Source organism: Nocardia sp. NPDC055002, assembly GCF_053608825.1.
Genome location: NZ_JBSGWE010000003.1, coordinates 506,132 through 519,715, shown reverse-complemented (window position 1 = coordinate 519,715; position 13,584 = coordinate 506,132). Strand labels below are relative to the sequence as shown.

1 protein-coding gene and 1 pseudogene are annotated in these 13,584 nt (G+C 70.8%); both read left to right on the top strand.

What is annotated here, in order from left to right; genetic code table 11:
* Positions 1–73: 73 nt before the first annotated feature.
* Positions 74–5,890: pseudogene (locus tag ACWF99_RS14545) on the top strand (amino acid adenylation domain-containing protein); the annotation flags it as partial.
* A gap of 141 nt (positions 5,891–6,031) precedes the next feature.
* Positions 6,032–13,546 carry an amino acid adenylation domain-containing protein gene (locus tag ACWF99_RS14540; RefSeq protein WP_452536222.1) on the top strand — a complete coding sequence of 2,505 codons (7,515 nt, stop codon included), beginning with the start codon at positions 6,032–6,034 and terminating at the stop codon, positions 13,544–13,546.
* Positions 13,547–13,584 lie beyond the last annotated feature (38 nt).

Sequence of the window (13,584 nt, the reverse complement as noted above, 5' to 3'; positions counted from 1 at the left end):
CCGCTGCGGGACAACAAGTTTCGGTGATGGGTGAGGTGGAACAGCTATGACACGACCGGCAAGAACCCGACCGGTTCGTACGCGTCGCCCGCGCGTCACCGCGTTGGCACAGCTGCTGGCCACCGCGGTCGAGACCAACCCCGACGGTCTCGCGGTCGTCCTCGCCGACGCCGCCCGCACCCTCGGCAGCCTCACCTACGCCGAACTCGACGAGCGTTCGAACCGCATCGCCCGCTTCCTGATCGGTCGTGGCATCGGCGCGGGCGACCTGGTCGCCATCGGAATCCCGCGCTCCATCGAATCGGTCCTCGCCGTGTGGGCCGTCACCAAGACCGGAGCGGGCTTCGTCCCCGTCGACCCGAACTACCCACCGGACCGGGTGGCGCACATGGTCACCGACTCCGGCGCGGTCTTCGGGCTGACCGTCGCGGCTGTGGCTGCCGGACTTCCCGCGCAGGTGCAATGGCTCCCACTCGACGGCGGCGACCAGGCGGATCCCTTCGACGACCTCTCCGGCGAGGCGATCACCTCCGCCGACCGGCTTCGTCCGGTGCGGGCCGAGGATCTCGCGTACCTCATCTACACCTCCGGCTCCACCGGCCTGCCGAAGGGCGTCGCGGTGACGCAGGCCGGGCTCGCGGGGTTCAGCGAGGAGCAGCGTCGCCATTACGGTGTCGAATCCACCTCGCGCACGCTGCATTTTGCGTCGCCGTCCTTCGATGCCTCGCTGCTGGAGCTGCTGCTGGCGATCGGCGCGGGCGCCACGATGGTGATCGTCGACCCGAGTGTGTACGGCGGCGACGATCTGGCCGCGCTGCTGCGGCGGGAACGGGTGAGCCACGCGTTCATCACTCCGGCCGCGCTGGCCTCGATCGACCCGGACGGGCTCGACGACTTCCGGGTGGTGGCGGTGGGTGGCGAGGCTGTTGCACCGGATCTGATGCGGCGCTGGGCGATTCCGCTCGCCGACGGCACCCTGCGCGAATTCCACAACGTGTACGGGCCCACCGAGACGACCATCGTCACCAACATCAGTGTGCCGCTGAAACCGGGCGACCCGATGACCATCGGCGGCCCGATCAACGGGGTCGCCGAATACGTCCTCGACGACCGGCTCGGCCCCGTTCCGCCCGGCGTCACCGGCGAGCTCTACATCACCGGCGCCCAGCTGACCCGCGGCTACCACGCCCGCCCGGGCCTGACCGCCTCGCGCTATGTCGCGAATCCGTTCGACCCGGCCGGTTCTCGCCTCTACCGCACCGGTGATCTGGTCCGCTGGACAGCCGATGGCGCGTTGGATTATGTGGGCCGCAACGACTTCCAGGTCAAGATCCGTGGTTTCCGCATCGAGCTCGGTGAGATCGACGCGGTGCTCTCGGCCCACGAGAGCCTCGACTTCGCCGCCACCATCGGTCACGAACTCGACAGCGGCGCCACCATTCTGGTGTCCTACGTGCACGCGGCTCCGGGTGCGACCGTCGACACCGCCGCGCTCACCGCCTTCGCCGAGCGCAGTCTGCCCGCGCACATGGTGCCGACCGTGCTGATGGAGCTCGACACCATCCCGCTCACCCCGGTCGGCAAGCTCGACCGAAGGGCGCTGCCCGCACCGATCCTCGAACACGCCGAATTCCGTGCTCCCACCACGGCGGTCGAGGAGATCGTGGCAGGCACCTTCGTTCAGGTGCTCGACCTCGGCGACACGCAGCTCGGCCTCGACGACGACTTCTTCGCCCTCGGCGGCAACTCACTGATGGCCACCCAGGTCGCCGCCCGCCTCGGCGCCGCGCTGGACACCGCGTTTCCGGTCCGGCTGCTGTTCGAGGCGTCGACGGTGGAAACGCTGGCCCGGCGACTCGCCGAATCCGCCGGTGCGGGTGCACGTCCCGCGCTGACCGCGGGGGAGCGGCCCGCACGGATTCCGCTGTCGCTGGCCCAGCAGCGGATGTGGTTCCTCAATCAGTTCGACCCGGGTTCGGTCGCCTACAACATTCCGATGGCGGTGCGGCTGCACGGGGCCATCGATGTCGAAGCCCTGCGCGCCGCCGTCGCCGACCTCGTCGCCCGGCACGAAACCTTGCGCACGATCTACCCCGAGACCGACGACGGGCCGATCCAGCAGATCCTGACCGGCACCGAGGCGACGCCGAGGCTCGAGGTGCGCTCGATCGCGCCCGAGCAGCTCACCGCCGCCATGCGCGAGTTCGGTTCGTCGGGGTTCGATGTGCGCGGCCAGGTGCCGTTGCGGGTCGCGTTGTTCGAGCTCGGTGGCGACGAAGCGGTGCTCGCGGTGGTCGTGCACCACATCGCCGGTGACGGGTCCTCACTCGCCCCGCTCACCAGGGATCTCATGCTCGCCTACGCGGCCCGCTCGGCGGGTGACGCGCCGGAGTGGGCGCCGCTGGCCGTGCAGTACGCCGACTACGCCTTGTGGCAGCGGGCCCTGCTCGGCAGCGAGGACGACCCGCGGTCGCTGGCCTCGGCCCAGCTCGCCTACTGGCGTGACGCGCTGGCCGGGCTGCCCGACCAGCTCGACCTGCCCGCCGACCGGCCGCGTCCCGCCGTGCAGTCCTTCGCCGGTGGTCGCGTCCCGATCGAGGTCGACGCCGAAACCCATCGTGCCCTGCTGGCTGTGGCGCGCGATCAGGGCGCGACGCTGTTCATGGTCGTGCACACCGCCCTCGCGGTGACGCTGGCCAGGCTCGCGGGCACCGACGATCTGGCGGTCGGTACCCCCGTCGCGGGTCGTGGCGAGGCCGCGCTCGACGACCTGATCGGCATGTTCGTCAACACCCTGGTCTTTCGCACCACGCTGCGAACCGGTGAGTCGTTCACCGAACTGCTCGCCCGCCAGCGCGATACCGACCTCCAGGTCTTCGCGAACGCGGACCTGCCGTTCGAGCGGCTGGTCGAGGCGATCAACCCCGCCCGCTCCACTGCCCGCCACCCGCTGTTCCAGGTCGGCCTGTCCTTCCAGAACCTCAGCCGCTCCGGCCTGGAACTCGGCGAGACCGCGGTCGAGGGCGTCGACGTGGACCTCGCGGTGTCCCAGTTCGATCTGCACGCCATCGTCGCCGACGGCTACGACAGTGACGGCGTGGCGCAGGGGATCAGCGGCGTGTTCACCTACGCCACGGACCTTTTCGACGAGTCGACCGCACAGTCCTACGCGGATCGCTTCGCGCGAGTGCTCACCGCGATCGCCGCCGCGCCGGGCAGCGCCGTCGACGAGATCGACCTGCTCTCCGATGCCGAGCGTGCGCGAATCCTGCACGACTGGAACGCGACCGGCCACACCACCCCGGCCACGACGCTCGCCGCCCTGTTCGCCGACACCGCGGCCGCGAACCCGGACGGTGTGGCGCTCGTCGACGCCGACGGCGCCACGCTCACCTATCGCGGCTTCGCGGCGCGCGTGAATCAGCTGGCGCGACACCTCATCGCGCAGGGTGTCGGCGTCGAGGACCGGGTCGCCTTGGCGATGCGACGCTCGACCGAGCTGGTCGTCGCCATGTACGCGGTGACGCAGGCGGGCGCCGCCTACGTTCCCGTCGATCCCGGCCAGCCCGCCGATCGGGTATCGCATGTGCTCGCGACCGCTGCCCCGACCTGCGTACTGAGCACCACGCGCGACGGTTTCACCGCCGGCGTCGACGCGACACGGGGTGCGCCGGTGATCGCCGTCGACACCCTGGACCTGTCGGCGGTATCAGCCGACCCGATCGCGGCGAGCGAGCGCATCGGGGTGTTGCGGTCCGGGAACACCGCCTACGTCATCTTCACCTCCGGCTCGACCGGCAAGCCGAAGGGCGTCGCCGTCTCGCACGCCGCCATCGTCAACCAGCTGCGGTGGAAGACAGAAGCGTTCGGCCTCGGCCGCGACGACTCGGTCCTGTTGAAGACCGCCGCCACCTTCGACCTGTCGGTCTGGGAATTCTGGTCGGCCGCGATCTGCGGTGGGCGCCTGGTGATCACCGCTCCAGAAGGCCATCGCGACCCCGCCTACCTGCTCCGCGTGCTCGCCGCGCACTCGGTGACCACCCTGCACGCGGTGCCGTCGATGCTCGATGCGCTGCTCACCGAATCCGCCGGTGCCCTGCCGAAGTCGCTGCGGCGCGTGCTCGCCATCGGCGAGGCGCTGCCCGCCGCCACCGCCCAGCGGTTCCTGGCGACGAACCCGGCGGCGCTGCACAACCTGTACGGCCCGACCGAGGCCGCGGTCTCCATCACCGACCACCGCGTCACCACCGCCGATCGCACCACGGTCCCGATCGGCCGGCCCGAACGGAACAGCCGGGTCTACGTCCTCGACGCCCGTCTGCGTCCGGTCCCGGTAGGTGTCGCGGGAGAGCTGTATCTGGCGGGCGCGCAGCTCGCCCGCGGGTATTTCGGCCGACCCGACCTCACCGCGGACCGCTTCGTCGCCGACCCGTTCTCCGAGCTCGGCGCCCGCATGTATCGCACCGGTGATCTCGTCGCCTGGACCGCTGACGGCGAACTCGACTACCGCGGTCGCACCGACTTCCAGGTCAAGATCCGCGGATTCCGCATCGAACTCGGCGAGATCGAAGCAGCCCTGCTCGCCGCACCGCGGATCGCCCAGGCAGCGGTCGTCGCCACGACCGACCCGCAACTCGGTGACCGGCTGGTTGCCTATGTCGTCCCCGCGCCCGGCGGGGCGCTCACCACCGCGCAGGCCAAAGCCGCGGTGGCGCAGGTACTCCCGTCCTACATGGTCCCCTCGGCCTTCGTCGTGCTCGACCGCCTCCCGCTGAACGCGAACGGCAAGCTCGACCGGCCCGCCCTTCCGGCGCCGGTGCTCGAACCCCGCCGCTACCGCGCCCCCGAGACCGAGCACGAGATCGCCGTAGCCGCCGTCTTCACCGAGGTCCTCGGCGCGCGGAACCCCGGCCTCGACGACGACTTCTTCGCTCTCGGCGGCAACTCACTGCTGGCCACCCGCGTCGTGCACCACCTGCGCGAACACACCGGCGTGGAGCTCACCGTCGCCGGGTTCTTCGCCGACCCGACCGTCGCCGGCCTCGCTACCAGAATCAGCGACGGCCCCGCGGACGCGGCCGACCTCGAAGCAGCACTCGCGGTCGTGCTGCCGATCGCCCGCCGTGGCACCCGCCCGCCGCTGATCTGTGTGCACCCCGTCTCGGGTCTGGCCTGGGCCTACGCGAGCCTGGTGCCGCACCTGCCCGAGGATCAGCCCGTGGTCGGCATCCAGTCGCCGGCACTGGGCGATCCGGAATTCCGGCCCGCCTCAGCCGAGGAGCTGGTCGACCGCTACCTGGCCGAAATCCGCGGCGTCCAGCCCCATGGCCCCTATCAGCTGCTCGGCTGGTCCCTCGGCGGCGTGCTGGCGCAGGCCGTGGCGACCCGCCTGCAAGCTGAGGGCGAGACGGTGGCGTCGTTGACGATGCTCGACAGCCTCCCCGGCGCCGCACTCGCCGACTTCGCCACCGAATTGCGGCACGTGCTCACCGAACTCGGCATACCCGAGCGGCAACTGCCCAGCCAACTCACCGAACTCGGCGACGAGGCACTGGAATCACTGCACACAACACTCGCCGCGGACACGCCGATCTCGCGCGCGCAGTTCGTGGGCATGTACCGCGGCGCACTGCGCTCGGTGGCGCTTCTCACCGAACTCGAACCCGCACGATTCGACGGAGATCTGACCTATTTCACCGCCCTGCGGACCCCCCAAAAGCTGGGGGACGGGGCCTCGCGATGGCGCCCGTACGTCAGCGGGATCATTGCTGACCACCCGGTCGAGGCCACCCACCAGGAGATGCTCTCCGCTGTGGCGGTAGCCACGTCCGGACCGGCAATTGCGCAGGTCGTCGCGGGTGCGGACAGATCCGGCGATACACGTCCGTAACGGACTACATGGGCATTACGATTCCGTTGCGATAGAGTTGGTGTGTCGTGGCGCACACCTCGGCGACGGTCGGCAGCGGCTATGTAGGTGTGGCTATGCTGTGTCCGACTCGGCCGCCGGACGCGAGAGGTGTATTGGTCTGTGGAAACCCCCCGCCGCACGGGCCGTGCCGGTCGCCGACGTGCTACCGGCGCACCGTTGTTCGGTCAGCTGCTCACGGCCGCCGTTGAATCCGCGGCCGATTCGATCGCGCTGCGCTACAACCCCACCGGGATGCCCGGCGCGGAACAGCACCTCACATATCGTGAGCTGGACGAGCGATCCTCGCGCCTGGCGCGCGAACTCGTCGACCGGGGGATGGGCGCGGGCGATGTCGTCGCCATCGCGATCGCCCGCTCGATCGAGTCCGTGCTCGCGGTGTGGGCCATCGCCAAGACCGGCGCCGCGTACGTGCCGGTCGACCCGGCCTACCCGGCCGATCGGATCGCCCACATCGTCGCCGACTCCGGCGCGACCATCGGCCTGACCACCGCGGCCCATCGCGCCTGCCTCGGCACCACCGCGTACTGGATCGAACTCGATGACCCGGTGGTCGCCGAGCGCATCGCCGTGCGGCCGGGCCACGCGGTGAGTTACGCCGACCGGGTCCGCCCGATCGACGAAGGCCACCCCGCCTACGTCATCTACACCTCCGGCTCCACCGGTAAGCCGAAGGGCGTCGTGGTGACGCACACGGGGCTCGCCACCCTGGTCGCCGCCGAGCGCGAACACTTCGGCGTACAACCGGATTCGCGGGTGCTGCATGTTTGCTCGCCGAACTTCGACGTGTCGGTACTCGAGTTGCTGCTCGCCTTCAGCACCGGTGCGACCCTGGTGGTTTCGCCGCCGCGGGTGTTCGGCGGTTTCGAACTGTCGGACCTGCTGCGCCGCGAACGCATCACCCACCTGCTGATCACCCCCGGCGCGCTCGAGTCCGTCGACCCGGCCGGGCTGCCGGACCTGTCGACCGTGATCGTCGCGGGCGACCGGTTCGGCCCGGAACTGGTCGGCCGCTGGGCAACCGGTGGGCGCGCGTTCTACAACGGGTACGGCCCCACCGAGGCGACCATCCTCGCCACCAGCACCGCGCCACTGCGGGCGCACGCGCCGATCACCATCGGCCACGCGGTGCCCGGCATGGGCTTGTACGTGCTCGACGCGCGGCTGCGGCCGGTGCCCGCCGGAGTCGTCGGCGAGCTGTACCTCTCCGGCCCCGCGCTCGCACAGGGGTATCTGGGCAGGCCGGGGCTCACCGCGGAACGTTTCGTCGCCTCGCCGTTCGGGCCGGGCAGGCTGTACCGCACCGGTGATCTGGTGCGCCGGTTCGAACACGACGGCACGCTGGAATACCTGGGCCGCACCGACTTCCAGGTGAAGGTGCGCGGCTTCCGGATCGAACTCGGCGAGATCGACAACGCGCTCACCGCGCACCCCGACCTCGACTACGCCGTGACGCTGGGTAAGACGATGCCCTCGGGCGCGACCGCGCTGGTCGCCTACGTGCTGCCGCGCGCCGGCTGCACGATCGACACCGGGGCGCTGGCGGAATTCCTCGCGGAATCGTTGCCCGCGTACATGATTCCGTCGGTCATCATGGTCCTCGACGAGCTGCCGCTGACCTCGGTCGGCAAGCTCGACCGCGCCGCGCTGCCGACGCCGGTGTTCACCGCGCGCGGCTTCCGCGCGCCCGCCACCCCGGCCGAACAGGTGGTGGCCGACGTGTTCGCCGCGCTGTTGCTGCGAGACGGCGCGGGCCGGGTCGGCGCCGACGACGACTTCTTCGAACTGGGTGGCGACTCGCTGCTCGCCGCGCAGGCGGTGGCCCGCATCGGCGCCGCGCTGGACGTGCGGGTGCCGGTGCAGGCGGTGTTCGAAGCCCCGACCGTCGCCGCCCTCGCCAATCGAGCCGAGCAGCACCGTGTTACGGCACACGCGCTCCCGCTCACGCCGCGTCCGCGCCCCGAGCGGGTCCCGCTGTCCTACGCCCAGCAGCGGATGTGGTTCCTCAACCGCTTCGACCCCGCGTCGGCCGTGGACAACATCCCGGTCGCGGTCCGCCTTTCCGGCCGCCTCGACCTGCCCGCCCTGCGCGCCGCCATCGCCGATCTGATCGCGCGCCACGAAGTTCTGCGCACGGTCTACCCGGTGTCCGACGGTATCGGCGCCGAGGGCCACGGCGCGGTCCTCGACGGCGAAGGTCACCAGCTGGTGCTGGCGGCGGGCGACCCTGCCGCGGTGCCCGAGTTCGAGATCGTCGAGGTGGCGGAGGAAGACCTGACCGAGGCGATCGGCGCTGCCGCGCTGACCGGCTTCGACGTCACCGCCGGGCCGCCGGTGCGGGTGCGGGTGCTCGCGATCTCGGACAACGAGCACGTCGTCGTCTGCGTGGTGCACCACATCGCCGCCGACGGCTTCTCGTTCGCGCCGCTGACCAGGGATCTGCTCACCGCCTACGCCGAACGGCGCGGTGGCGGCGCGCCGCAATGGCCGCCGCTGCCGGTGCAGTACGTCGACTACACGCTGTGGCAGCGTGAACTGCTCGGCGCCGAGCACGACCCGGATTCGCTGCTCGCCGCGCAACTGGCCTTCTGGCGAAAGACACTGTCCGGCTTGCCCGAACAGCTCGAACTACCCACCGACCGGCCGCGTCCCGCCGTGTCGAGCCGGGCGGGCGGGTCGCTGAGCGTCCAGGTCCCCGCCTCGGTGCACGCCGGTCTGTCCGCGCTGGCCCGCGAGCACAACGCCACGCTGTTCATGGTGGTGCACACCGCGCTGGCCATGCTGCTGGCCAGGCTCTCCGGCACCCGCGACATCGCGATCGGCACCCCGGTGGCCGGTCGTGGCGAGCAGGCGCTCGACGAGCTGATCGGCATGTTCGTCAACACCCTGGTCCTGCGCACCGAGGTGAATCCGGCGACGGACTTCGGCGGGCTGCTCGCCGAGGTCAGAGCACGCGATCTGGCCGCCTTCGGGCATGCCGACGTGCCGTTCGAGCGGCTCGTCGAGCTGCTGGAGCCGGTGCGTTCGACCGCGCGGCACCCGCTGTTCCAGGTGATGCTGACCTTCCAGAACCTGGCCCGCACCGGCCTCGCGCTGCCCGGCCTCGCCGTCTCCGCCGCCGACTTCACGGTGCCGCTGGCGAAGTTCGATCTGCAGGTGGAACTCGCCGAACACATCGGCGTCGACGGCGCGCCGCAGGGCATGGCGGCCACCTTCGTCTATGCCACCGACCTCTTCGACCGTGCCACGGTCGCCGACTTCGCCGACCGCTGGACGCGGGTGCTCGCCGCGGTGGTGGCCGACCCGGCCAAGCCGGTCGGCGATATCGACGTGCTCGCCCCTGGTGAGCGTGAACTCGTCCTGCGCGAAGGCTATTCGCCCGGCATCACCGTTCCCGAGGTCACTCTCACCGACCTGATCACCGCCCAGGCGCAACAGCGTCCCGAGGCGATCGCGATCAGGGCGGGGGAGCGGTCCCTCACCTTCGACGGCCTCCTCGGTAGGGCATCGGCGCTCGCGCGCGCGCTCATCGTGCAGGGCGCGGGCCCGGAAACCCTGGTGGCCGTGGCCGTTCCGCGCACCGAGGAGCTGCCGGTCGCGCTGCTCGCGGTGCTGCTGTCGGGCGCGGGTTACCTGCCGATCGACTCCGGATACCCCGCGCAGCGGCTGGCCTACATCGTCGGCGACGCGAAACCCGCTGTCCTGCTGACCACCTCGGCCGAGCGCGGACTGCTGACGGCGCTCGCGGATCTGCCCGTGGTGTTGCTCGACGAGCCGCCCGTCTACAGCGACGCTCCCCTGCATCCCGATGAACGCCGTGCCCCGCTGCGCCCGGATCATCTCGCGTACGTCATCTACACCTCGGGTTCCACCGGCCTGCCCAAGGGCGTCGGTGTCACCCACCGCAATGTGCTCGAGCTGTTCGCCAACACCCAGCTGCTGTTCGCCTTCGACGAGGACGACGTGTGGACGGTGTTCCACTCCTTCGCCTTCGACTTCTCCGTGTGGGAACTGTGGTGCGCGCTGGCAGGCGGCTCGTCGGTGGTCGTCGTCGACCACCTGACCTCCCGGTCGCCGATCGAATTCCGCGAACTGCTGGCCCGTGAACACGTGACGGTGCTGAGCCAGACGCCCACCGCCTTCGCCCAGCTCGACGAAGCCGACCGGGCCGCGCAGGCCGCGGGCGCCATCGCGCTGCCGTTGCGGTACGTGGTCTTCGGTGGTGAGGCGTTGGATCCCCGCAAGCTCAGCCGCTGGTACGACCGCTACGGAAACGGGCCGGGCGCACCGGAACTCGTCAACATGTACGGCATCACCGAGACCACCGTCCATGTCTCGCACCAGGTCCTGACCGCGCGGACCGCGGACATCGTTGCCGACCGGGCGCCGGCCGACGCCGACCACATCGGCGGATCCGCCGTCGACCTGCCCGGCAGCCTCATCGGCCGTGCGCTGCCCGGACTGTCGGTGGTCGTCCTCGACGACCGTCTGCGCCCGGTGCCGTTCGGTGTGGCGGGCGAGCTCTACATCGCGGGCCACCAGCTCTCGCGCGGCTACCTCGGCAAGCCGGGTCTCACCGCCACCCGCTTCGTCGCCGACCCGTTCGGTGAACCGGGCGCCCGGCGCTACCGCTCCGGTGACCTCGGCCGCTGGATCGGATTCCGTGGCACTCCCACCCTCGAATACGGCGGCCGCGGCGACCAGCAGGTGCAGTTGCGTGGTTTCCGTATCGAACCGGGCGAGATCGAGGCAGCCCTGCTGCGGGTGCCCGGTGTCGGGCAGTCCGCGGTCATCGTGCGCGCCGACGAGCACGCCGGAGACCGGCTGATCGCCTACGTCGTCCCGGCGACAGATGTCCCCGATCCGAACGACGCGCCCACGACCGTACTTCCGAAGCCGCCGGTGGGCGCGCGCTTCGGACGTGGCGACAGCGGCGCGGGGCCCGACGACTACGCCGATCCCGGCGTGGTCGCGGGTCTCGACCCGGTGGAAGTGCGGGCCGCCGTAGCCGACTTCCTCACCGGATACATGGTGCCCGACGCTGTCGTGGTGGTCGCGGAACTGCCGATGACCACCAACGGCAAACTCGACCGGGCGGCACTGCCCGCGCCGGAGTTCACCGCCGCCACCACCTTCCGCGCGCCGACCACTCCGATCGAACTCAGCGTCGCCGAGGTATTCGCGACCCTGCTCGGCGTGCCCGAGATCGGCCTGGACGACAACTTCTTCGACCGCGGTGGCAACTCGCTGCTGGCCACCAGGGCCATCGCCCGCATCGACCAGGCACTGAGCACCGACCTGGTGGTCCGTGACCTGTTCGAGGCGCCGACCGTCGGCTCGCTCGCGGCCCGCGTGCGTCCCGGTTCGGTGGCCGCGCCACGACCACCGCTGATTCCGGCGCAGGACCGTGGCGTCGTTCCGCTCTCGCCCGCGCAGCAGCGGATGTGGTTGCTCAACCGCATCGACCCCGACTCTCCGGCGTACAACATCCCGCTGGTCCTGCGGTTGCGCGGGGCGCTCGATACCTCCGCGCTGCGCTACGCCGTCGCCGATGTGCTCGAACGGCACGAGGCGTTGCGCACCCGTTTCCCGGCCGATGACGCCGACGCTGTTCCGTATCAGGAGATCCTGCCCGTCAGCGCGGTTCTGCCGACCGGCCTCGCGCTGGAGGAATGCGACGATCCACGTGACCGGGTGATGCGTTTGCTCGCGAGCGGTTTCGATGTCGCCGAGCGAGTTCCCTTGCGCGCCGGGCTGTTCACCTCGCCCGCAGACGACCCGCTGGCGGAGGAAGAGTACGTGCTCGCCGTGGTGGTGCAGCACATCATCGCCGACGGTGCCTCGCTCGCGCCGCTGGCCCGTGACCTCGTGATCGCCTATCGGGCCCGTGTCGAGGGACGCTCACCCGCCTGGTCGCCACTGCCCGTGCAGTACGCCGACTACGCGCTGTGGCAGCGCGAGGTGCTCGGCTCGGAAACCGACGAGAATTCCACCGCCGCGCGGCAGCTGGAGTTCTGGCGGCGCACACTGTCGGGGCAGGCGGGCACGGTCGAGCTGCCGCACGACCATCCGCGCCCCTCGCACGCCTCGCTGCGCGGCGCCGATGTGAGCACCACCCTGACCGCCGACGTTCATGTCCGCCTCGCCGAGATCGCCCGCAGGCACAACGCGTCGCTGTTCATGGTCGTGCACGCGGCACTGGCCGTGCTGCTCGCCCGGATCTCCGGCAGCACCGATATCGCGATCGGCACCCCGATCGCCGGCCGGGGTGAACCCGAGCTCGACGACCTGGTCGGCATGTTCGTCAACACCCTCACCCTGCGCACCGAGGTCGACCCGAGCCGCGGCTTCGACGAATTGGTCAGCACCGCACGCGAAGTCGGCCTCGCCGCCTTCGCCAACGCCGACCTGCCGTTCGAGCGCGTGGTCGAGGAGGTGGCCCCGACCGGCACCGTGTCGCACAACCCGCTGTTCCAGGTGGTGCTCTCCTTCCACAACAACGAGACCCCCGTGCTGCGCCTGCCCGGCCTCACCATCGAGGCGATGGACCTCGCGGCCCGGCCCGCCAAGTTCGACCTGCAGGTCAACATCGAACCGCGCCTGTCGGAGACCGGCGAACCCGATGAGATCGGCGTCGTCTTCACCTACGCCACCGACCTTTTCGACGAACACACCGTCGCCGCCTTCGCGCGCGGGCTCACCGAGATCGTCACCGCGGTCGCCGCCGATCCCACGGTGCGTGTCGGCGATATCGACCTGCGCGACGCCGGCGAACGCGAACGCGAACTGACGGCCGCGGCCTATGCCCCCGTGCCGTCGGCCAACGGTGCCGCGCTGGCGCAGGAGCTGGCCTCGGCCGTGGAGGAAGACCCGGACGCGCCTGCGCTCGAACTGGGCGAAGCGGCGATCGCCTATGCCGAATTCGATGCCCGCTCATCCCAATTGGCGCGTTCGCTGATCGCCCGCGGCGCCGGTCCGGGTACGGGAGTCGCGGTGCGGCTCGACCGAGGGGTGGACGCGGCGATCGCGACCTGGGCGGTGCTCAAGGCAGGCGCGGCGGTGGTGCCGCTGATGACGATGGACGCGCGCCCGCCGGGCAGCAACCTCGAGGTGAAACTCGGCCTGACCATCGACATCCTCGACGCCCCCGACGGGCTGGACTGGTACGACCTGGCCGACCCCGCGCTGCGCGCCGAACTGGCCGCGGAATCACCTCGTCCGATCGGCTACGCGCACCGCACCCGCGCCCTGCGCGGCGACGACGTGGCCTTCGTCGGCGGCGGTCGCACGCTGAGCTACGACGAGCTGGCGACCGCGGCCGAGCAGGTGGCCGAGCGCGCCGGGCTCAACTTCGAATCACGCACGCGAGCGGCGGGCCGACCTGATTCGGTGGCGGGCGTGCTCGAGATCGTCGCGGCCGCGATCGCGGGCGCGACGCTGGTGATGGGGGCAGACCAGGGGGGTGCGGACGAGGTGAGCCATGTGTTCACCGAGTCCGCGGTGGCCGTTGCCGAACCCGGCGACGGGACAGGTGCGAGGATTGTCGCGCTCAGTGAGATGATCGGCAACACCGGGCAGCCGCACGAGCGGCGCGCGGTGGTCGGGATGGATGGATAGGTGGAACGAACACTGGCTGGTCCGCTCGCGGTGCGGAT